This is a genomic window from Vibrio sp. 1288 (assembly GCF_033344475.1).
Map to the genome: position 1 here is coordinate 1 of NZ_JAWPOX010000171.1, position 1,005 is coordinate 1,005.

General features: G+C 48.4%; 1 protein-coding gene and 1 pseudogene. Both read right to left on the reverse strand.

All coding sequences use genetic code 11. The annotated features are described in order from the left end of the window. Window positions 1-360, reverse strand: a pseudogene (locus tag R8O11_RS25415) (flagellar hook-associated protein 3); the annotation flags it as partial. A gap of 11 nt (window positions 361-371) precedes the next feature. Beyond that, window positions 372-1,005: FlgK family flagellar hook-associated protein (locus tag R8O11_RS25420; protein ID WP_318194637.1), on the reverse strand; the 634-nt coding region annotated here is incomplete at its 5' end.

The following is a 1,005-nucleotide window of genomic DNA, read 5'->3' on the forward strand; positions in this document are numbered from 1 at the left end:
GGAGTCACGGTAGCTTTTCAGTTCGGAGATCATGCCGCTACGGTTTTGATCCGTTAACGAACCGTTCGCGCCCCAAAGAACAATGTCACGCATGCTTTTCAAACTTTCGTTCACTGAATCTAGGTGTGTCTCTTGGCTTGAAAGCGTTGTTTTCAGGTTTGCGATGTTGCTTTGGTATTGAGCAATCGCGCTGTTTTCGCGTTCCAAGTTAAGCAGCTTGATAGACGCCATTGGATCATCAGACAGCTTAGTCAGTCGCTCACGTGTCGACATTTGTTGAAGTACTTTCCCAAGGCCTGCGCTGTTGCTCTGCAGGCTTTGCAGCATCATTTGGCTGAATTGGTTATCACTGATTCGCATCTGGGTTTCCTCTAGAATAACTGCAATACAGAGTCGAACAGCTGGTTCGCCGTACTGATCACTTTCATGTTGGCATTGTGCGCGTTAGCAAACGTCATCAAGTTCGCGGCTTCTTCATCGCTGTTCACTGCACTTACATTGTCGCGAGCGGTATGCGCTTGCTTACTCATTGCCAGTTTTGCTTGGTAATCCGCATCGGCCTGACGCGCTTTGATCGCCGTTTGGCCAACCATTGAGGTAAAGGCATCGTTCAAGCTCACTGAGCCGTAGCCCGTTACCGCAACCGGTTTGTTACTCAAATCAATCAAAGATTTAAGAACATTCGCGTTACCCGGCGTACCATCGCTTGAAAACGCCAATTCTTCCGCGCTCAAATCTGTGATGGTTAAACTTGCCGCTGGGTTATCAGGGTCGTAGTTAAACAGTGGTTTGCCAGCATTGCCTTTCAAGTCTTTACCTGTAGCAAGTACCGCGTTGTACTCATCTGCCAGAGCTTTTGCCATATCATCAAGCGCCACTTGGTTTGGCTTTAGAACGTCGGTTTGGTAATCGTTGATGGCACCCAACTTACCCCCGACCGAATCGCCAATAGCGAAGCTTTGATTAGCAAAATTCACGTGCAGATCCGCAAGATACGGATCGCTT